Origin of the sequence: Caballeronia sp. LZ008 (assembly GCF_031451435.1) — a bacterium.
Classification (GTDB): domain Bacteria; phylum Pseudomonadota; class Gammaproteobacteria; order Burkholderiales; family Burkholderiaceae; genus Caballeronia; species Caballeronia zhejiangensis.
Genome location: NZ_JARUXK010000004.1, coordinates 1,448,917 through 1,468,571, shown reverse-complemented (window position 1 = coordinate 1,468,571; position 19,655 = coordinate 1,448,917). Strand labels below are relative to the sequence as shown.

General features: G+C 61.7%; 16 protein-coding genes and 1 pseudogene. 7 read left to right on the top strand and 10 right to left on the bottom strand.

Features of this window, described 5'->3' with window-relative positions; all coding sequences use genetic code 11:
- Positions 1 to 34 precede the first annotated feature (34 nt).
- The 5 genes and pseudogenes from folC to QCE49_RS31605 form a co-directional block, all read left to right on the top strand.
- The gene (gene folC / locus QCE49_RS31625) at positions 35 to 1,345 is read left to right on the top strand and encodes a bifunctional tetrahydrofolate synthase/dihydrofolate synthase (protein ID WP_250460448.1); all 1,311 of its coding nucleotides are present in this window, start codon (positions 35 to 37) and stop codon (positions 1,343 to 1,345) included.
- A 41-nt stretch (positions 1,346 to 1,386) separates the two neighbouring features.
- The gene (locus QCE49_RS31620) at positions 1,387 to 2,250 is read left to right on the top strand and encodes an SPOR domain-containing protein (protein WP_250460450.1); all 864 of its coding nucleotides are present in this window, start codon (positions 1,387 to 1,389) and stop codon (positions 2,248 to 2,250) included.
- 9 nt (positions 2,251 to 2,259) lie between these two features.
- Positions 2,260 to 2,793 (top strand): CvpA family protein, encoded by a 534-nt coding sequence (locus tag QCE49_RS31615; protein WP_008354036.1) that lies wholly within the window; start codon positions 2,260 to 2,262, stop codon positions 2,791 to 2,793.
- Between the two features lie 143 nt (positions 2,794 to 2,936).
- Positions 2,937 to 4,484: an amidophosphoribosyltransferase gene (gene purF / locus QCE49_RS31610; protein ID WP_008354035.1), complete on the top strand. Its 1,548-nt coding sequence runs from the start codon at positions 2,937 to 2,939 to the stop codon at positions 4,482 to 4,484.
- Between the two features lie 113 nt (positions 4,485 to 4,597).
- Positions 4,598 to 4,699 (top strand): annotated as a pseudogene (locus QCE49_RS31605) (PLP-dependent transferase); the annotation flags it as partial.
- On the opposite strand, the gene QCE49_RS31600 reads toward QCE49_RS31605, so the two are convergent.
- From QCE49_RS31600 to QCE49_RS31555, 10 genes are all read right to left on the bottom strand, one after another.
- Positions 4,681 to 5,478 (bottom strand): AraC family transcriptional regulator, encoded by a 798-nt coding sequence (locus tag QCE49_RS31600; RefSeq protein WP_250460453.1) that lies wholly within the window; start codon positions 5,476 to 5,478, stop codon positions 4,681 to 4,683. The pseudogene QCE49_RS31605 and the gene QCE49_RS31600 sit on opposite strands and share 19 nt — an antisense overlap.
- Before the next feature lie 11 nt (positions 5,479 to 5,489).
- Positions 5,490 to 5,831, bottom strand: a complete 342-nt coding sequence (locus tag QCE49_RS31595; protein WP_008354031.1) for an FKBP-type peptidyl-prolyl cis-trans isomerase — start codon at positions 5,829 to 5,831, stop codon at positions 5,490 to 5,492.
- A gap of 107 nt (positions 5,832 to 5,938) precedes the next feature.
- Entirely contained in the window at positions 5,939 to 7,354 is a 1,416-nt protein-coding gene (locus tag QCE49_RS31590) for a hypothetical protein (protein ID WP_008354030.1), read from the bottom strand.
- 84 nt (positions 7,355 to 7,438) lie between these two features.
- Entirely contained in the window at positions 7,439 to 7,684 is a 246-nt protein-coding gene (locus QCE49_RS31585) for a hypothetical protein (RefSeq protein WP_250435450.1), read from the bottom strand.
- A 138-nt stretch (positions 7,685 to 7,822) separates the two neighbouring features.
- Positions 7,823 to 10,174 (bottom strand): polysaccharide biosynthesis tyrosine autokinase, encoded by a 2,352-nt coding sequence (locus tag QCE49_RS31580; RefSeq protein WP_250460455.1) that lies wholly within the window; start codon positions 10,172 to 10,174, stop codon positions 7,823 to 7,825.
- A 506-nt stretch (positions 10,175 to 10,680) separates the two neighbouring features.
- Positions 10,681 to 11,784, bottom strand: a complete 1,104-nt coding sequence (locus QCE49_RS31575) for a glycosyl hydrolase (protein ID WP_008354027.1) — start codon at positions 11,782 to 11,784, stop codon at positions 10,681 to 10,683.
- 66 nt (positions 11,785 to 11,850) lie between these two features.
- Positions 11,851 to 12,930, bottom strand: coding sequence for a glycosyltransferase family 1 protein (locus QCE49_RS31570; protein ID WP_250460457.1), 1,080 nt, complete (start codon positions 12,928 to 12,930; stop codon positions 11,851 to 11,853).
- A gap of 10 nt (positions 12,931 to 12,940) precedes the next feature.
- Positions 12,941 to 14,095 carry a glycosyltransferase gene (locus QCE49_RS31565; RefSeq protein WP_250440375.1) on the bottom strand — a complete coding sequence of 385 codons (1,155 nt, stop codon included), beginning with the start codon at positions 14,093 to 14,095 and terminating at the stop codon, positions 12,941 to 12,943.
- 415 nt (positions 14,096 to 14,510) lie between these two features.
- A complete protein-coding gene (locus QCE49_RS31560) occupies positions 14,511 to 14,672 on the bottom strand; it encodes a hypothetical protein (protein ID WP_160297408.1) in 162 nt (53 codons plus the stop codon).
- Between the two features lie 296 nt (positions 14,673 to 14,968).
- Positions 14,969 to 16,252 (bottom strand): flippase, encoded by a 1,284-nt coding sequence (locus tag QCE49_RS31555; protein ID WP_033536876.1) that lies wholly within the window; start codon positions 16,250 to 16,252, stop codon positions 14,969 to 14,971.
- A gap of 690 nt (positions 16,253 to 16,942) precedes the next feature.
- Between QCE49_RS31555 and QCE49_RS31550 the strand changes: the two genes are divergently transcribed.
- Entirely contained in the window at positions 16,943 to 18,064 is a 1,122-nt protein-coding gene (locus QCE49_RS31550) for a HAMP domain-containing sensor histidine kinase (protein WP_309806705.1), read from the top strand.
- A 60-nt stretch (positions 18,065 to 18,124) separates the two neighbouring features.
- Positions 18,125 to 19,489: a hemolysin family protein gene (locus QCE49_RS31545; protein WP_008354020.1), complete on the top strand. Its 1,365-nt coding sequence runs from the start codon at positions 18,125 to 18,127 to the stop codon at positions 19,487 to 19,489.
- The last annotated feature ends 166 nt before the right edge of the window (positions 19,490 to 19,655 follow it).

Genomic DNA, 19,655 nt, shown 5'->3' with positions numbered 1-19,655 from the left:
TCCGCGCGGCGCTTTTGTTTTTGCGATCTCGAAAATGAACACATTCCCGACTCTCGACGCCTGGCTCGCCCATCTGGAAGCGGCGCATCCGGTCGGCATCGACATGGGCCTCGCGCGCATCGGCAAGGTGAAGGATGCGCTCGGCCTGCGTTTCGACTGCCCGGTCATCACCGTCGGCGGCACGAACGGCAAGGGCTCGACCTGCGCGATCATCGAAACGATCTTGCTGCGCGCGGGGTATCGCGTCGGTTGCCATACGTCGCCGCATCTGCTGACGTTCAACGAGCGCGCGCGCATCGACGGCGCGGAGGCGAGCGACGCCGATCTGCTCGAACATTTCGCGGCCGTGGAAAAGGCGCGCGCCAGCCTGCCCGAGCCGGTTTCGCTGACGTACTTCGAGTTCACAACGCTTGCGATCCTGCACCTCTTCGCGTCGCGCAAGCTCGACGCGGTGATTCTCGAAGTCGGGCTCGGCGGGCGTCTCGACGCGGTGAATATCGTCGATACGGATTGTGCTGTGATCACGAGCATCGACATCGACCATACGGAATATCTCGGCGACACGCGCGAAAAAATTGGCTTCGAGAAAGCGGGCATATTCCGGACGGGCAAGCCGGCAGTGTGCGGAGATCCGTCGCCGCCGCAGACTCTCATCGAACATGCCGAGGCGATCGGCGCGGATCTGTGGCTCGTCGGACGCGATTTCCGCTACGAAGCCCAGCCGGGCAACGAGCGCCAGCAATGGAGTTATATCGGGCGCGAGCAGCGGCGCTCGGCGCTGGCCTATCCGGCGCTGCGCGGCGCGAATCAGCTCATCAACACGTCGGCGGCGCTGGCCGCGCTCGAAGCGCTGCGCGACCGTCTGCCGGTTTCGGCGCAGGACATTCGCCTTGGCCTGGCGAACGTCGAGTTGCCGGGACGCTTCCAGGTGCTGCCGGGCAAGCCGCAAATCGTTCTCGACGTTGCGCACAATCCTCACGCAGCCGCCGTGTTGTCGCAAAATCTCGGCAACATGGGCTACTTTCCGTACACTTACGCGGTGTTCGGCGCGATGGGCGACAAGGACATCGAAGGCGTCGTGAAGCAACTCAAGGGCGAGATCGATCACTGGAACGTGACCGCGCTGCCCACGCCGCGCGCCGCGTCGGCGGAGCGACTGGAACACGCATTGCGCGACGCCGGTGTCAACGACAGCGCCGACAGCAGCGTTTCTCGCTTTGAAACACCCGCGGCGGCTTTTCAAGATGCGTTAAGCCGGGCGTCTGAAAATGATAGAATTTTGGTTTTCGGCAGTTTCTACACGGTAGCCGGCGTCATGGCCTACCGTCGAATGCAGCATAACTAGCAGCATCATTGAGACGGTCGGCCGTCAGCACCAAGCGATACATGGGACTCTTTTCGTTCGGCAAGAAAGACGACTCCGGTCGCGACGCATATTCCGATTCATCGCGCGGCTCGCGTCACACCGTCCGCACGGAACGCCGCACGCGCAGATCCGAGCGCACCGACGCCGACGCGATGATGCTCGATCCCACCCTGCCCGAGAAGCAGCGCGCGCGCCGCAGGCTCGTCGGGGCGATCGCGCTGGTGCTCGCCGCCGTCATCGTCCTGCCGATGGTGCTCGATTCGCGTCCGAAGCCCGTCACCGACGACATTTCCATCGATATTCCCAACCGCCCGGCGCCCGCCGCGAAGCAGTCGCGCGACGCCAACGACGCCGACACGCAAGCCGGTGTCGCGCACGACGCGCCGTCGGGTGCGTCCGGCAGTGTTTCCGCCGGCGTGACGCAGCCGCAAGCCGCGGCACCTGCCGCGACGGCAAAGCCCGAGCCGAAGCCGGAAGCGAAGCCTGAAGCGAAAGCCGAAGCCAAGCCGGAAGCGAAGCCGTCGAAGCCCGCAGCCGTGGCGAGCCAGAACGCGAAGCCGCAAGCGGCCGAGCCTTCCGAACAAGCCAACGCAAACACCGCGGCGAACGCCGCGGCAGGCGCGGCCAACACGCCGTCGTCGCCGGCGGGCAGCCGCTTCGTGCTGCAGATCGGCCAGTTCGACGACGAAACCGCCGCGCAGAATTGGGTCAACAAGTTGAAGTCCGCGGGTGTGCCCGCATATCTCGAACATCGCAAGCAGTCGGACGGCGCGACCAAGTCGCTGTTGCGCGCGGGGCCGTTCCCGGATCGCGCGTCGGCGCAGGCCGCGCTCGTGAAGGTGCGGCAGGCCGGCCTGGGCGGCGGCACCCGGGCATCGAATTAAGCCGGCTCGATGTTCACCGCTTTTGACTACGCCGTGATGGCCGTGATCGGCCTGTCCGCGCTGCGCGGCATGTGGCGCGGCCTGTTGGCCGAAGCGTTCGGTCTGGTCGGCTGGGTCGCCGCCATTCTGATCGCGGGACGGTTCGTCGGGCTCGTCGTGCCGTATATCCCGTCGACGTGGCCCGGCGGCGCGCTTACGCAGTGGCTCGTGGCGTTCGTGCTGGTGGTCGGGGCGGTGCTGCTCGTATCGAGCGTGCTGTCGGCGCTATTGACGCGCATCACGGAAGTCACCGGCCTGCGCGGCGTGGACCGCTCGTTGGGCTTGCTGTTCGGCCTCGTCAGAGGGGCTATATTGGTAGTTATTCTGGTCGCCCTGGCTGGCCTGACCGAACTGCCTCAGAAAGATTTTTGGCGCAATGCGCTGCTGCGGCCGATGGCCGAGCAAGGCGTGCGCGAATTGAAACCGCTGCTCCCCGATACGCTCGCCGCGTATGTGCACGTCGCTCCCGAACCGGGCGGCCTGGCGCCCAACGCCGCACAATAGACGAACGGCCGGCTACACGAGGAACGCGCGACGGCTCGAAGACGCTTCGCCCCGGCCACGTCACGGCCAGTTTTTGAGAGAAGCGTCGAAGAGATCCGGGCAACGCCTTGTCTACCCGTTTCGACTCTTTGAAGGACCATGCCATGTGCGGCATCGTAGGTGTAGTTTCCCAAAGTCCCGTCAATCAGCTGATCTATGACAGCTTGCTCCTGCTCCAGCATCGCGGACAGGACGCGGCGGGCATCGCCACGGCGAACGGCAATAACTTCCACATGCACAAAGCCAACGGCATGGTGCGCGACGTGTTCCGCACGCGCAACATGCGCAGTCTGCCGGGCAACGTCGGCATCGGCCAGGTGCGGTATCCGACCGCCGGGTCCGCATCGAGCGAGGAAGAAGCGCAACCGTTCTACGTGAATGCGCCGTTCGGCATCATCCTCGCGCATAACGGCAATCTGACGAACTGGATGCAGCTGAAGGACGAGATGTTCCGCATCGACCGCCGGCACATCAACACCGCATCCGACACCGAAGTGCTGCTCAACGTCTTCGCGCACGAACTGCAGCTCGCGAGCTCGGGCCTGCAACTCGATGCGACCGCGCTGTGGAAAGCCGTCGCGGGCGTGCATCGCCGTGTGAAGGGCTCGTACGCGATCGTCTCGCTGATCGCAGGCTACGGTCTCGTCGCGTTCCGCGATCCGTTCGGCATTCGTCCGCTTGTGCTCGGCAAGCTCGAAACGTCGACGGGCGTCGAGTGGATGGTCGCGTCGGAATCGGTGGCGATCGAAGGCATCGGCTTCGAATTCGTGCGCGATGTCGAACCGGGCGAAGCGATTTTCATCGACGCGGAAGGCAATCTGCACAGCCACCAATGCGCCGAGAAGCCCGAGCTCAATCCGTGCATTTTCGAGCTCGTGTATCTCGCGCGTCCGGATTCGTGCCTCGACGGCGTGCCGGTCTACAACGCGCGTCTGCGCATGGGCGATTACCTCGCCGAGAAAATCAAGCGCGTGCTGCCGGATGTGCCGATCGACGTCGTCATGCCGATTCCCGACTCGTCGCGCCCCGCCGCGATGCAGGTCGCCGCGAAGCTCGGCGTGGAGTATCGCGAAGGCTTCTTCAAGAACCGCTACGTGGGCCGCACCTTCATCATGCCGGGTCAGGCGGTGCGCAAGAAATCGGTGCGTCAGAAGCTCAACGCGATGGGCATCGAGTTCAAAGGCAAGAACGTGCTGATCGTCGACGATTCCATCGTGCGCGGCACGACCTCGCATGAAATCGTGCAGATGGCCCGCGATGCCGGCGCGAACAAAGTGATCTTCGCGTCCGCCGCGCCGCCGGTGAAGTTCCCGAACGTGTACGGCATCGACATGCCGACGCGCGGCGAACTCGTTGCGCACGGCCGCAGCGATGAGGAAGTCGCACGCATGATCGGCGCGGATTATCTCGTCTATCAGGACGTGGAAGACCTGAAGAACGCGATCCGCGACATCAATCCGGCGTTGAAGGAATTCGAAGCGTCGTGCTTCGACGGCAACTACATCACTGGCGACGTGACGACCGATTATCTCGATCGCATCGAGTCCGCACGTCTTGCGCCGCAATCGCAGTCGGATCGCGATGCTGCGAGCGACGCGCAAGAGGGCGGCATGGCGCGCTCACAGTTGCATTTGCAACTATCGGTCGAGTAAGTTTTCGGCGCTTCGAACGAGCCCGCTTCGTCTGCAAGGACCAAGCGGGCTTTTTTGCGTCTCGAGCCTTCGAGCTTCTGCTTTTCGAGCGCGGCGGAAGCGGCCAAGCGCTTGCGTGGGTGCTGTTGAATGGCATGGAGACGCTCGGGTTGCGCGTCGAGAAGCAATCGGCGAATGCGCTCGAAATCGCGCGCTATCACGCATCCGTCATACGCGCCGGTCTGTCGCGTGAATCGGATGAACCGCCGTTGCGCCATTGCCCCGGCGAGATGCCGAAGCGTTTCGAGAACGCATGCGTGAACGCGCTTTGATCGGCGAAACCGACATCGAGCGCGATATCGGTGAGCGACGCGCGCGAGTCGGCGAGCAACGTCAAGGCGGTGTCGAGCCGCAGCCGATGCAGATAGCGATGCGGCGTCTCGCCGAACGCTTCGTTGAAGAGCTGATGAAAGCGCCGCATGCCGAAGCCGCAATGCGCGGCGAGATCGGCGATACGCAGCGGCGCCGATAGTTGCGAACGCAACCATCGGTCGATGCGCGCGAAATCGAGGCCGCGCATCGCGTCGATGGAATCGTCGGTGTCGTGCATCAGCGCGCCGCACAGATGCGCAGCCGCTTGCCATGCGAAGCGGTCCGCGAGATGCGCATCCGCGAGATGCGCGCGACGGGCGACATCGGCGACGGCTTGCGTGATGCGCGGATCGATGACGATCGCGCGCGCCCGTTCGAAGTAGCGCTCGGGCACCGCGACGGACGTGGCGGGCAGATCGAGCACGAGTTGGCGATTGTCGCCCTCGGCCCAGTAATCGTGGCGCGCGCCCGCCGGGATGATCCACGCACCCCTGCAATCGATGCGTGCGCCGTTGCCGTCGACGGCCATCTCCATCGACCCGTCGAGGCCGAGCACGATCTGATGAAAGTCGTGCACGTCCGACGCCTGCGCCGCCTCATAGCGGCGCAACGACACGGCAGGACGATGAAGCGGCGCGCTCATGCGGAAAACGCTCAGACGTCGAGCAGTTCCACTTCGAACACGAGCGTGGCGTTGGGCGGAATCACGCCGCCCGCGCCGCGCGCGCCGTAGCCGAGTTGCGGCGGAATCGTGAGACGGCGCACGCCGCCCACTTTCATGCCCTGCACGCCTTCGTCCCAGCCCTTGATGACCATGCCGCCGCCCAGCACGAAGGCGAAGGGGTCGTTGCGGTCCTTGCTCGAATCGAACTTCTGGCCGTCCGTGAGCCAGCCCGTGTAGTGCACGCTGACGGTCTTGCCGGCGACGGCTTCAGTGCCTTCGCCAACGGTGACGTCTTCGTATTTGAGACCGGAATCGGTCGTGACAGTCGACATGTTTGCTCCCTGGTTGCCCGGTCATCGGCGATGGATGAACCGGTGGTCGAAACCGACATTGTAGAACGTCGCAGGGAAGCGGGCGGCGCCCGGAAGCGCCGCGTCGATTACAGATGACGGCTGTGCGGCCCGAAGCGCGAACCGATGCGTGTGCCGATTTCCGGCCTTACGTGCCGGCCGATCGCGGTGCCGATCGACGCGCCGTCTTGCGAATCATGCATCGCGGCGGCGGCGGCCTGATCGCCGATCTGCTGCCTTGCGATCTTCAGCGCGCGCACGCGGACATAGGCCATCGCGACGAGCGTCCACGGCGCGAGATAGGCGAACTCGGGCACGGACACCATCATCATCGTCCAGGTCGCGGCGCAGCACTGGCGCAGCGCCATGCCGCGCGGATCCCAGTCGAGCTTGAACGCGGGGTACAGCATCAACGCGCTGATGAAGACCGTGCCGATGATGCCGGTATTGACGAGCAGCGTCGAGAAGAGATCGGTCGAGCGCACATAGCCGAAGCCGATGCCGAAGAGCTTATTGAGCGGCGCGAGATCGAGCCACAGTTGCATCGAGTGAAGGAACAGCAGACTGCGGTCGGAACCCGACTCGGTCTTCGCTTCGAGCTTGTCGGTCACCATCTGCTTGAAGAGCTCGGCGATGTAATCCTGCAGCAGATACCCGATCACGCACAGCACGAAAAGTCCGATCAGCGCCTTCACCGGGTTGATGCCGAGCTTGCGCACGCGGATCAGCGAATACACCGCATAGCCGATCAGCACCGTCGACGAAGTGGTCATCAGAAGCGACAGTCCGATCACCCACACCGGCCAGCGCACGCGCGACGTCGCGTTGAAGTAGACCCAGAACGGGAAGATGGACATGGCGTACATCGACGGCTCGCCTGTCAGCGCTTTCAAGCGCTGGATCGGAAAGCCTTTGATGTCGATCTGCTGGAAAGAACTGCCGTTCACCGTGCCGTCCGAACGCACGATGCCCTTGCCGAACTGATCGCCGAATGCGCGGTTCGAGATGAAGTCGCCCGGCTGTCCCGTCGCGATGAAGTACGCCACTTCGTAAATGCCGTAAATCGCGAGCAGCGTGACGGCCGCGAGAATCCACTGGTCCCAGGTCGGCTTGTAATAGTGGTACACATACGCCGCATAGAGCACGACCGCCGCCACGTAAAGCGACTGCGTGAACATGCTCTTGCGCATGATGAACGTGAGGGGATCGGTGTCGTCGACGAGCGAGATCTTGCTGAAGTCGGGATCGAAGGGCGCCATGACGTCCGCGAGCTGGGAGGTGCAGACCATCAGCAGCCAGACCGCGATCGCCGCGATCACGAAGTGCATCCAGTTCTTGCGCGCGCGCCCGCCGAACAGCAGCACGAGCGGCACGGACAGGAAGCACATCAGATAGCCGATCGTCGTGCCCTGAATCGATGGCATGACGAGAAACGACGTCACCGGCATCGCGAAGGCCCAGATTCGGTAGTAGAGGTCGGTCAGCGACGCTTTATCTTTCATCATCGAAGGGTAGGATGCGCCCGCTTCATGACGGGCTGTCGTTCGTTATCGGGAGCAAAACGCCTGCCGGATGAATCGTCGGCACGCTCACACTCTGGGCCGGAACGTCGCCAGGAGCGCGAGCAGGATCACGAGCGCGGAACGCAGCGACACGAGCGGCGGGCGCCGGATGACGACCGGTTCTTGCACGGGCGGCGGCAACTGCCGCTCGGGTCGCGCCTTTCGCACGCGATGAAAATCGCAATGCGGACACACGCTCAACGTCGCGCCCACTTGCCTGCGGCAACGCGGGCAGTGCACGAGCCGATGCCCGAATGAAAAATGTCCGCTCATATGCGTCTCTCTCATCGACCCGGTTGACGACGTGCTTACATCGGAAGTCCGTGCAGATTCCACCGTTACAACGTGAAGCGCCGCGTGACAGGCACGCGGCGCGATGCTTCATCCGCTGCGCTCGATTATGCGCCGCGGTTAGGTCATCGACTTGAACGTGCTCGTATATGCCGCCGCGTAACCATAACTGCGGCGATTGCTCGGGCGTCGCGGAATCGCGTTGAAGACCGAGCCGACGAGCCTGCCGCCCGAACGCTGCACCTTCTTCACGGTTTCCTCGATCTCTTCCTCGCTCTGGATGCCGGAGCGCAGCACGAGCACGGTCGAACCCGCATCGCTCGCCACGATCGCCGCGTCGGTAACGACGAGGAACGGCGGCGTATCGACGATCACGAGGTCGAACTGATCGCTCATGCGCGCGAGCATGTTGCGGAAGCCCGGCATCATCAAAAGTTCGGAAGGATTCTCCGGATAGCCGCCGCACGACATGAACGACAGTCCCGGCACGCCGACATAACGGATCGCATCGCCGAGCGCGAGTTCGCCCTTCAGCACTTCCGAGAGACCGCCCGGATTCGACTGCTTGAAGAACGATGCGATGTGGCCGCGCCGCATGTCGCCGTCGATCAGCAGCACGCGCAGGCCGATTTCCGCGAGCAGCACCGAAAGATTCGCCGCGACGAAGCTCTTGCCCGCGGACGGAATCGGGCCCGTCAGCATCACGATATTGTTCGGCGCATTGGCGAGATCGCGATACAGCTCGGTACGCACCGCACGCAGCGCCTCGACGGCCGGATCGTGCGGGAAGCGCGTCGCCAGCACGCGGGCGTCGCGGTCCGTGTCGGCGACGTGCGGCATCGCGAACGCGTCGTGCTCTGGCAGATGAATATGCGGCAACGCCTTCGGCGCGCCGCCGTCCTGCGCGCCGGAGTAGGTGAGCGGCGCGTGCTCCACGGGCGATACGGCAATCTCGTGATCGAGCATCGCCTGCTGACGGCTATACAGCACTTCGCCCAGTACCGGCACCGAAAGACGGCGCTCGACGAACATCGGATCGGTCACACCGATCATCGCGTGGCGGCGCAGGAAGATGAAGAACGTGCCGATGAAAAAGCCGAGACCCGTGCCCGCGGCGATCACGAGCGCCTTGTTCGGTTTCACCGGACGATACGGACGCAGCGCGTTATCGACGATATGCGCGCCGCCGCTCGTGCTTGCGCGGCGCACGGACAGCTCTTGCGCCTTGTTCACCATCCCCATGTAGATGGTTTCGGCCACGCGCGCATCGCGCGTGAGCGTCGCGTTCTGGCGCTCGGACGAGGGCATGCTGTCGAAGCGCTGCTGAATCTGCTTGTTCGATGCTTCGAGCTCCGCGATCTGCTGATCGAGATTGACGACTTGCGGGCTGGTGGGCTGGAAACGCTGCAAGAGTTGCGTGCGTTGCAGCTTGAGCGTCGCGAGTTGCTGCATCGACGTGATGCTGCCTTGCAGATAGGCCTGCGCTTCGTTGAGCGGCGTCACCGATTGCGACTTCGAACGGAACGCGCTCAAGTTGCTTTCCGCGCGACGCAGATCGCTTTCGAGGCGCGGCAATTCTCCGCGAATGAATTCGAGCGTCTTCGTGTCGTTGGCCTGACGCGCGTGCACGGCTGCCGTCAGATACGCCTGGCCGAGCGCGTTCGCGACATCGGCGGTCAGCGCGGGATCGTCGGCGTTGAACGTGATCTGCACGACGCCCGTGTCTTTCGCGGACTCGGCGACCTTCATCGTCTTCTTCATCATCGCGATCGCGTCGAGCGTGTTGAGGCGCGTCACGTCGAAGTGCACGCCCGGATGACCGAGCGCGCTATTGACGAGAATGGACACGCCGTTCGCCGATGCCGGACGACCGATCGTGCCACGCACGAGCACCGCGCCGTCGGGGTCGCGGAGTTCGTACTGGTTGTTGTCGAGCAGAACGAAGTCGAGCTTCTGGTCTTCGAGCGAAAACGGCACATCGAGGCGGCCGATCTGCAGCGACTCGCCGCCCCATCCGTACGAGTCCATGCCGAACCATGCCGGCGAGAGATGTCCCTTCTTCGCGAACAACGAAGCGATCTGACCGAGCACCGGGAACGTGTCCGGCTTGACCTTGATGTCGAAGTGGAACTGCTTCACGACCGGTTCGAGCACGGAGCGGCTCTGCATCACGGAGATTTCCGCGGGTGCGAGCTGCGTGGCCGTGGGTTGAGCCTGCTGCATCTGCGCCTGGTTTTGCGGCGCGATGCCGAGCGCGTTCGGATCAGGTGGATCGACCCGCACCACGACATCCGACGAATAGATGGGCGTGGCAAGAAACGCATAGGCGGTCGCGAGCGCGGCCGTGATCCCGATGAACAGGAACAGCATGCCAAGGTGATCGCGCAGGAGCCTGAGCATGTCGCCCGCGGTGAATTCGCCGTCGTCCTTGCCAGGGCGCGAGGATCCGGAGTTGACATAGAGGGTGTTCAATGGCGCGTCCTCAGTTCGATAAGTCGATAAGTTGAGCGTTGTTTCCCGGGCCGAGAAAAAACAGAAAGCCCGCGCGACATGTCCGCGGTACGTCTTACGTGTTATTTGATCCGGCGCAGGGCCGTCGGAACTTCCAGACAGACTAAAGACGCGAAAGGCTCTTAAAAGCGGGCGAAGCGCGCGATGCTTCGAGTTCGCGTGACGAAGCGCGTTGGCTCGTCGGAGTGCGATATTCCTTGGAAGCACACTCCGTGCCTCGGAACCGCGTCTCGGGATTCGGCGGATGAAACTCGCGAAGCCCTACGAATCGCTTGCTGTAAAACGATACGTTGAGTCCGGAAAAAACGGTGCTGAATCTATCTTCCGGACACAAACTGCATGCGTCTGTTATGTAGCGAACGTTGCGGGCGTCATAAGGGTGGGGTCCCCCGTTGCGCAAGCCCATTTTCACGCGATAATCGCAAGTTCCGCCCATACTTCATTCGTAACACGAATAGATTGCGGTTTCATGGCATCGGATTGGCCTTGATGAAGTCGCGCACCGTATTGAAGCGCGATTTGCGCGTTTTACCGTCATCGTGGATCACCCCGTAGTTGCCATCGCCGCCAAAGCGCTGATCGTCGTATAGCTCGTACAACGTCACGTTCTGGATGTTGTAGGTCTTCGCGAGCGACACGAATCCCTTCAATGCGTCCTTGCCGATGAGATAGCCCCCCGGGTCCGCGTGCGTGGGCCGCACGCCGTACTCGGTGATCCAGATCGGCTTGCCATAACTGTCGCGCAGGCGTTCGAGCACGTTGACCTTCTTGTCGCCCGCCGCCGTGATCGAACCCATGTTCGAATACCAATGCCATGCAGTGATATCCCACTGCGGAATCGGATGGCCGCGCGAGCCGTCGGGCTGCGTGCCCGCATACAGCATGTCCGTGAAGCCGTAATGCAGCCAGCTGAACGACGTCAGCAGGATCTTCGCGTCGGGATTCGTCTCACGTATGCCTTTGATCAGACCGAGGATCGAGCCGCGCGCCTTCATGAACATCGCGTTGTCGTAGTCCTGCGGATGCTCGCCGCTGCGATCCGAGCCGAGTATCGACCAGTTGTCGTATTCGTTGCCGACCTGGTAGTACGTTACGAGTCCCTTCAGCACGCTTCCCGCCGTCTTGCCGAGCGCATAGCCGCGCTCGAAAGTTTCCTGCTCGTTCGCGCGCTTTTCCGGCTCGAAGGGCGTGACGAGCGCGAGTACGCCGATGCATTGCTTCGCCGCCGCGCGCGCGAAATCCGCCACCATATGCGCGCTTCGTTCACTCGATACATCCTGCGCATACATCGTGACGCCGAGATCGCGGAGCTGTGAAATCTGCAAGTCGTAATCGCTCGTGCCGTAGGCGCCGTGATGTTCCAGATGTCCCGCGATGCCGTAGAACACACCCGTCGATCCGTTTCCGCACGCGATCCTGGGCGTCGCGCTGCTCGCGGCGTCCGCCTTGTGGGTTGCCGAGTGCTTGCTGGAATAGGCGTCGGACGTGCCGCTGCGCGCATAGATCAGAACGGATGCGCAGCACAGCGCACCGAAGAGCGAGACGGCAGCCACCAGAGTTCGCATCGACATTCGGCCCTCATGTAAGCGCGCGCCGCGCTTCGGCGGGCGCGTGGGAAAGATGTGACGTCGTTGCCATCATGGCTTGTCGATGAACTGCATCAGCAAGCGGGCGCTTTCCGTCCACCGGAAGCGCTCGGCATGCGCGAGGCCGCGACGTCTCAGGTCTTCGCTCAGTTCAGGCGAATCCAGCAGCTCGCGCAACTTGTTCGAAATGTCTTCGACCGAGTACGGGTCGCAATAGATCGATGCATCGCCGCACGTTTCCGGCAATGCGGCCGCGCGCCCGACGAGTGTCGGGCAACCGTTGCGCATGGCTTCGAGCGGCGGAATGCCAAAGCCTTCGTAGATTGAAGGATAGAGGAAGCACGCCGCATTCTGGTAGAGCGCCCGCAGTTTTTCGTCGCTGACATAGCCCGCCTGCTTGATGTTCGGCGCGCTCGACAGATCGTGCGCCTTGCCGAAGATCGCGGCGTTCTTCATGCCGACGATCACGAGATCGATCGACGGATCGCTCAGACGCATGAACGCCTCGACGAGGCGCTTGAAGTTCTTCGTCGGATTCATGCTGCTCACGGCGAGCACGTAACGCCGCTTCGTGAGCTCGAGCTCGTCGATCACCGAAAGATCGGGCGTGATGTGATCGAGGTGATCGGCCGCGAGCGGCACCACGCCGATACGCTCCGCCGGCACGCCGACATGATGCGCGAGCCGGTCGCGCGAGAACTTCGAATTCGTCAGCACGCAGCTCGACGTGCGCGCGAGAATCCAGAACATCACGTGATACCAGGTGCGAAACTTCCACGAAAAATGCGCGGGCGTATCGAACACCGCGGCATCGTGCATGTAGATGATCTGGTTCGGGCGGAAGATGGAACCCGAGTTCGAAAGATTCACGATACGCGAGCGCCCCGCGAAGAGCGGCAGGACGATCTGCTCCCAGAAGACGCCCTTGCCGAAGCCGAGCTTGACGGTCTGAACGCCTTGCACGGGATCGAGTCCGTCCTGCGGCGGCACCGCGAGCGTCACATGCGAGCCTTGCGGCAACTTTCCTAGCGCGGCGACGAGTTCGCGCGCGACGCGTTGCACACCGGTGGTCTTCTGGCTCGTGAAGCGGCCGTTATAGACGAGCTTGTTCGTGGCGATTGTCGTATCCATGTGCAGGGCGTCAGAACTGTGAATCGGAGCTGGTTTCATACGATGCAACCTCGTTCGCGCCGAGCGGTTCGCGCGTGGGCTTGTCGGAGCCGAACTCGTACATCGAAAGCCATTGACGGAAGATCGCGTCCATCGAGAAGCGCTTGCTCGCGGATGCTCTCGCTGCGGCCCCCATGCGTGCGCGCAACGACGGGTCATCGCGCAACATCGCGATGTACTTCGCCATATCCTCCATGTTCGATGCAACGAAGCCGGTCACGCCGTGCTGCACGACATCGCGATTGCCGACCACATCGGTGACGACGGCGGGAATGCCCGCGACCTGCGCCTCGATGAGTGCGATAGGCATGCCTTCCCACCGCGACGTCTGCACATAGATATCGAGCCCAGCCGTGAGTTCGAGCGCCCGATCGCGCGTGACCCAGCCGCTGCACGCGACGGCATCCTTGGGCGTGTCGGCGGGCAATTCGGTTTCGTTGCCGCCGATCCACAGGAAGCGCACCGAAGGGTTGGACAACTCGCTCGCGAGCTTCACGAACGCTTCATGGTTCTTTTGAAACATCGCACGGCCGCTCATGCCGATGACGATGCCGCCCGCGTTCGTGTCGACGCGCGGCGGAATCTCCGGAACGTTCACGCCGTTTTCGATCATGCGGGCACGTCGCGCATGCATCTTCGTTTCGATCTCCGAGAGCTCGCTTTTCGAACACGCGACGATGGTGCCGCCGAGCTTCGCGGCGATGCGCTCGAAGCTCAGATAAGCAAACTGCTTCGCGGGCGACACGTCGCGGCGCAGGAACGCGAGACCGTGCGGCGAATAGAACACGCGTGCGCGCGGCGCGGCGATGCGCGCGGCCGCGCGTCCGAGAACGCCCGCCTTCGACGAATGCAGATGGATCACCGATGGATCGCACTCCTTCAACTTGCGGACGAGGCTCCAGAGACTCGTCAGGTCATTCTTCACGCTCACTTCGCGGAACATGCTGACGTAGGTTAGCTTTACTGCCGGATGGAAGAGCTTGGCGAAATTATTGGGTGTTTCTTGCCGGATCGAATGAAGGATCGTTACGCCGACGCCAGCGGCCGCCGCGCGATTGGAAAGCTGCGTCAGCATGGACAGTACACCGCCGCCGAAGGCTTCGGTGATATGGACGATCTCTTTCATATTCAACTCTTCGAATGGCGTTGCGCCGAGCGCCCGCGGCGATACGCAATGAGAAGGAATGGTCTAGTCGTTATGGAAAAATGACGTGATACGTTCACGCAGGGCGAACGCATCCGAAGCGGCGGTTCATGGCCACTTCGAGGAACGCGTCAAAAAGCCGGGATATGCGTGGCGAGTACTAATCGCACGATTTAAATACGCGTCCGAAAAGCACACACGAGATCCGGCATAGCATTACTCGTTCCTTGCGCACGGGGATGCCAAGAGCCCCGTCAAGCCTGATGACAAGCCTGGATTTACCTGCCGCAAGCTCCCGGACCAATCAGCTTTGGTCGGATGGGCGCCCCGATGTCGGTCTTTTTTGGAAACATCGTGAAGTCAGCGAAATCGTGCTGACGAATACGGAAAATAAAGCTTATTTGGCGGCCGCAGCATTCTGTTGAGCTATCGCCGTCTCGCAAATCTGCAGAAGGATCTGCAGATCCTTGAGCGGTACCGCGACCGACTGCATGCGCAGGCTCTCGGCCTGATCGGCCAGCCTTTGTACATGCTCGACCGACATTTCTTCTGTTTCCATTCTGCAGGCTCTCTTAATTAAATGCTGCTCATACCATTAAGATAACGACTCGACCTGCATAGGTCGGTTCGTTGACTCACATACTTAAATGCAACTTTGGAGTAGAGCGCAAGTCGAAAGCATCCGCTGCGCTCTTCGGGTGCAAAACAAAGCTTTGTTAAAGCGCGTGATTCGATAAATGCGTTACCAATTAGAATCACTTGTTACTGTTTTTAACACGCCAGTTTCACATTTATGGAAAAGCGAATATGCAGCCTGGGAAAGCTTATTAGCTACGACGTATTTCCCCATAGGGTTCACGTCGTTTCAGACCCGGCACTTCCTCCCGCGATCGGGCGCTGACGCTTGAGCAACGGCACGCCTTGCAGATGCAGCGTGAAGGCCATGGCCGCAGCAACCAGCGTCTCGACGATCAGCACCGTAGCCGCCGCGCCTTGCTCGCCGAAGAGCTTCGCCAGCACGGCAAGCAAGCTGAAATTCAGTACCGCGGAGGCCATCAGCACGCGGCTGAACTGTGCCTTCATGCCGAGCGGCAGCATCGTCTGAACACCGAACAGATCCGTCAGGCCGACCATCAACGGCACGAATGCCATCCAGCGCAACACCTCTACGGTAGGCAAGAACTTCGGCCCATACAAGAGTTTTACTGCAAGCGGCGCGCCGAAGAAGATGCACACCGAGATCAGCGACACGATCAGGCCTTGCACGACGAACATCTTGCGCAGGAATGCAAACGCATCATCCTTTGCGTGATGCATGAGAAAGCTCACGCGCGGATAGGCCGCGGTCTTGAGCGGCTGAAGCATGTTCAACGCGGCACGGATCAGCTTGTCGGCCGCGGCGAAATAACCTGCTGCAACATTACCCGAAATAAATGTCAGGAGCACGATGTTGCTCGATGCATAGATGTCGACGATCGACGTCGCCATGAATACGCTCCATCCGTCCTTCAGACGAACGACGATGGTACGGAGCGACACGCGCACGAAGTCGAGCTCGCGCCGCAGATAAAGGTACGTGCAAATCGCGATGCCCGACAGCAGCGGCACCAGAGCATTGACGGCCATCGCTTTATGGACATCGTCATGCTCGCGCACGAAGAGATACATCGCAGGAATGCTGAGGGCACGTCCGATGAATACGAACAGGCTCAACATGCCGAGATCTTCGATGCCCTGAAAGTACCACGTCGGAATTAACATTGCACCGACTGCCTGACCATAGCCGATGAGAAGCAACTCGCGGTTCTCTTGCAGATAAGGTACGACCGACGTCAGCGCGATGACAACGAAGAAGCCAGCTAATGCAAGCGCGGCCTGCGTGACGATGGTTTCCCAGAACAGCTTCGAGCGCATTTCGCGGCTCTGACGATTGATCGAGATCTTCGGCGTCGCGGTCAGCGAAAAGCTGTAATTGGTGATTGAGATGAAGTATGCGGTGAAGGCGAGGCCGAACGAAAGGCGTCCGTATTCGCTGGGGCCGAGGACGCGTGCGAGCCATGGCAGCGTCAGCAACGGTGCGAGGTATGTGGATACCTGCAGCGTCATCAATATCGTGAAGTTCTTTCGAAATGAAGCCATTGAACGGTTTTTCCCCGGCTTTAGCGCAGCTTGATTTTATGACTATGACGCAGGGCTACGAACCCTGCATGCTCGCCCGTTACGGGCGGGCCATTGCGTGACAACGCATGAAGCGATTAGTTTCGCTCGTACGTATTGCCGTCAATGCGGCGCGGGCCAAAGAGGTCTGCGCACTTGTGCCTTGGCCTGGCATCAAGCGCGCTGAAGTTGAACGAAATGCGCCGGTTCCGGACCGTCGTACACTTCCGGAGAGGGCGCTGTCTGTGCGACAGAAGCTATTTAACAAGGAAAACCCGTATTTGTCAGTGGGTTTGCACACGTAACACGATGATCGGATGCGATCGTTCGATTGAAATTTTCGCGAAGTGCTGGTAGGCGAAAGGCGCGTGAACCACGAGGCCTTCCCTTCCGACACATGACGTGTCGCAATAGTTCGCCGATAGCATCTTGTGCGAGCGTCGAATGAAAACGCATGCGCATGATGCCGAATCGGTCGTGCACGCGAATTGCTGCGAGCGGCGCAGCGGAGCGCGTTGCGCACCGCTGCCGCAGGCGTGGTAGGCGCTCACATATAATGACTTGCAAGGTTTCTCGCGCGTCCTCGTTCGTCAGGCCAATACGCGCACTGCTACTACGCATCCAGCTTCCGCGACATCAACCGCAACACCGATACACCAAGGATCCACAACCGTGACAACGTCTTTTTCCAGTACGGTCGAACCCGAAGGCGACAAGTCCTTCGATGCGGCCGTCGCAGGAAACGACGGCGTGCTGGTGCTCGACGCCGCCCAGCGATGCCTCTCCGCCGACTCCGTTCTCGCTCATCTCTTCGATCTCGATCCCGCCGCGCTGAACGGCCGCGCACTCGCCGAGACGCCGTTGCCGCGGCCGCTCACTGCGGTGCTCGCCGAGGCTGCCGATGCCGCGCTCGCAGGCAACGGCACGCGTCGCGCGCATGTGAGCTTCGGCGAAGACGACGCGCGGCGCGCCTTCTCGATCATCGCGCTGCCGGGCCCGGATTGCGTGACGCTGATCGTGTCGCCGGCGAACGCGCCGGACGGCGAGCCCAGCGCAAAGGATCGCATCGCGCATCTGCGAGCCGAGGCTGCGCTTTTCATGCGCGATCATGTGCTGTCGGTCGTATCGCACGATTTGCGCGGCCCGCTCAACGCAATTCATAGCTGGGGTTATGTGCTGGAGCGCAAGGTCGACGCCAACGATGCCGCCGCGCAGCGCGCGCTCGCGGGCATTCGCTCGGGCGTCGAGCAACAGGTGAAGCTCATCGAGCAATCGGTCGATACGACGCGCGCCGAGACCAAGGCGCTACAGGTCGCGCTCGCGCCGGTCGCGTTGCGACCACTTCTGGAAAAGAGCGCGGCGCTCGCGCGTGCCGGCGTCGCGCGCGCACGTGACGTGACGATCGACATCGATTCGCCGCTCGCGGAAGAACAAGTCGAAGGCGATGCCGAACGTCTGTTGCAGACGCTCTGGCTCATGCTCGCGTTCGCCGCCGAAGCGAGTCCCGCGGGCGCGACGGTGCGTGTGTCGAGCAACGTCGAGGGCAGCATGTGGCGCACGGACGTGCAATTCACGGCATCGGCACAGGCGCTCAGCGATACGGCCTCGCCGCACGTGCTCGAAGCGTTCGCGCGGCGTCAGGCGCTCGAGCCGCGCGAAGGCGGACGCATCGCATGGGGCCTTGCATTGTGCAAGCGCGTGTCGGAGGCGCATGGCGGCGCGTTCGAGCACAGCGATATCGCCGACAACGCCGAAGTGACGTTATCGGTGCGCGTGCCGGTCGCGGGCATGTAATTGACTTTCGATCAGCTGTCACCCATATACTGACGCTTTCCACTTTCGAAGAGAGTTGCTTTGGCTCAGGTTGTCGCGCTGATCGGCGCATTGTTGCTCGTCGCGTTGAATGGTTTCTTCGTCGCGGCGGAGTTCGGGCTCGTCAAGCTGCGGGCCACGCGCGTCAAGGCGTTGGCACGCACCAATGGCTTGCCTGGCCGTCTGCTCGCAAAGGTGCACGGGCAGCTCGATGCTTATCTTTCCGCATGTCAGCTCGGCATTACGCTGGCATCGCTCGGACTCGGCTGGATCGGTGAGCCCGCGTTCGCGGCGCTGCTTCATCCGCTCTTTGCACTGCTCGGCGTCGAGTCGGAGAAGCTGATCGACTCGATCTCGCTCTTCTTCGCGTTCTCCGTCATTTCGTTCCTGCATATCGTCGTTGGCGAACTGGCGCCGAAGTCGTGGGCCATCCGTCGCGCGGAACAGGTGGGCCTGTGGCTCGCCACGCCGCTATATGGCTTTTACTGGCTGATGTATCCGTTCATCTGGGTGCTGAATACGAGCGCGAACTTCGTGCTGCGTCTTTTCGGCATTTCGGCCGAACATGGTCACGACGCGCATTACTCCACGGACGAGCTCAAGCTTATCCTGCGCGGGCGCCGTCATGGCGGCGGCTCCTCGTATAACGAGGACGAGTGGAATACGATCGCGCATTCGCTCGATTTTAGCCGCATGACGGTGTCGGATCTGATGCGTCCGGCGCACGAGCTGGTCGGCTTGCGCAATGATCTGCCGATGCGCGACAACCTCGCCGTGATCGCGCGGCATCGTTTCTCGCGCTATCCGCTTTTCGCCGATGCGTCGGGCGAGCGCGTGATCGGCATGATCCATCTGAAGGACCTTCTGCTTTCAGGCGATGGCGGCGCGCGTGGCATCCACTTCAACTTTTCGAAGGATGCGGTCGGGAAGATCGACAAGCTTTCGCGTCATGTGCGGCCGGTGCAGTACGTGGCGCCGAATCTGTCGGCGCTCGAGTTGTTTCGGCGCTTTCGCAAGGGCGCGCCGCATCTGGCGATCGTTGGGCGCAAGGGCGCGAAGCCTATCGGTTTCATCACGCTCGATAACCTGCTTGGCGCGCTCGTGGGGCAGATTCATGACGAGTTTCGTCAGGGCGATGCCGATTGGTCGCGCATGGATGACGGCACGTTGATGGGCAAGGGCAGCTTGCCGGTTGTTTCGCTCGAGCGCGCGTTGGGGATCGATATCGATGAAGGACGCGCGGAGTCGGTTGGCGGGCTCGTAATCAATGCTTTGGGCGATTTGCCCAGTGAAGGGCAGCGGGTGGAGTTCGATCGGTTCGATATCGTCGTGAAGAAGATGAAGGGGCCGAGGATTGTGCTGGTTCGGGTGTATCCGCGGGAGGAGGCGCTTGAGGAAGCGGAATGACCTTTTTGGGTTTTTCTTCGCTTTCGCTAGTGATTTCGCCGGATCCCGTTTTCTTAGTGGTCTATTGGCACTGCCCCTGTGCGGGGCGGCAGTCACTTTCTTTGCTGCTGCAAAGAAAGCAACTGTATTGAGCGTCAAGGGTTGAGTTGGTAAGGATCATGGTTTT

Excerpts from the sequence above, each read along its gene's own strand:
- QCE49_RS31575 (WP_008354027.1), bottom strand. The coding sequence starts at position 11,784 with ATGTCGATGCGAACTCTGGTGGCTGCCGTCTCGCTCTTCGGTGCGCTG.
- purF (WP_008354035.1), top strand. The coding sequence starts at position 2,937 with ATGTGCGGCATCGTAGGTGTAGTTTCCCAAAGTCCCGTCAATCAGCTG.
- QCE49_RS31585 (WP_250435450.1), bottom strand. The coding sequence starts at position 7,684 with ATGAGCGGACATTTTTCATTCGGGCATCGGCTCGTGCACTGCCCGCGT.
- QCE49_RS31600 (WP_250460453.1), bottom strand. The coding sequence starts at position 5,478 with ATGAGCGCGCCGCTTCATCGTCCTGCCGTGTCGTTGCGCCGCTATGAG.
- QCE49_RS31570 (WP_250460457.1), bottom strand. The coding sequence starts at position 12,930 with ATGGATACGACAATCGCCACGAACAAGCTCGTCTATAACGGCCGCTTC.
- QCE49_RS31615 (WP_008354036.1), top strand. The coding sequence starts at position 2,260 with ATGTTCACCGCTTTTGACTACGCCGTGATGGCCGTGATCGGCCTGTCC.
- QCE49_RS31560 (WP_160297408.1), bottom strand. The coding sequence starts at position 14,672 with ATGGAAACAGAAGAAATGTCGGTCGAGCATGTACAAAGGCTGGCCGAT.
- QCE49_RS31590 (WP_008354030.1), bottom strand. The coding sequence starts at position 7,354 with ATGATGAAAGATAAAGCGTCGCTGACCGACCTCTACTACCGAATCTGG.
- QCE49_RS31595 (WP_008354031.1), bottom strand. The coding sequence starts at position 5,831 with ATGTCGACTGTCACGACCGATTCCGGTCTCAAATACGAAGACGTCACC.
- QCE49_RS31565 (WP_250440375.1), bottom strand. The coding sequence starts at position 14,095 with ATGAAAGAGATCGTCCATATCACCGAAGCCTTCGGCGGCGGTGTACTG.
- QCE49_RS31555 (WP_033536876.1), bottom strand. The coding sequence starts at position 16,252 with ATGGCTTCATTTCGAAAGAACTTCACGATATTGATGACGCTGCAGGTA.
- QCE49_RS31620 (WP_250460450.1), top strand. The coding sequence starts at position 1,387 with ATGGGACTCTTTTCGTTCGGCAAGAAAGACGACTCCGGTCGCGACGCA.
- folC (WP_250460448.1), top strand. The coding sequence starts at position 35 with ATGAACACATTCCCGACTCTCGACGCCTGGCTCGCCCATCTGGAAGCG.